The 314-nt window shown below is 65.3% G+C and carries 1 protein-coding gene; it reads left to right on the top strand.

Annotation, left to right across the window (positions count from 1 at the left end; genetic code table 11):
* Nucleotides 1-199 (top strand): DNA gyrase C-terminal beta-propeller domain-containing protein (locus CYJ76_RS11890; protein ID WP_144043118.1); only part of this gene is annotated, 199 nt, incomplete at its 5' end.
* Between the last annotated feature and the right edge of the window lie 115 nt (nt 200-314).

The raw sequence follows: 314 nt of genomic DNA on the forward strand, positions 1-314 counted from the left end.
GATCCTGGCCATGACCTCCAACGGCGGCGTGATCCGCACCGAGGTCAGCCAGATCCGCCACAGCGGCCGCGCGACGATGGGCGTGCGCCTGGTGGACCTGGCCAAGGGCAACGAGCTGGTTGCCGTGGACCGCAACGTGGAGGAAGAGGCAGAGGAGTCTGCCGAGGCCACCGCGAAGGCGGAAACGGAATCCGAGTAGGCCGAGTACCCCGGGCAGCCCGGGTAGGCCTGCAGGGTAAGCCTTGAACCGAAGTAGCCTGGCGGTCGATACCGCTAGGCTACTGTCGTAAAGGCATAAAAGAGCACAACCGAGC

The sequence above is a fragment of the Kytococcus schroeteri genome (genome assembly GCF_002847825.1).
GTDB classification, from domain to species: Bacteria; Actinomycetota; Actinomycetes; order Actinomycetales; family Dermatophilaceae; genus Kytococcus; species Kytococcus schroeteri.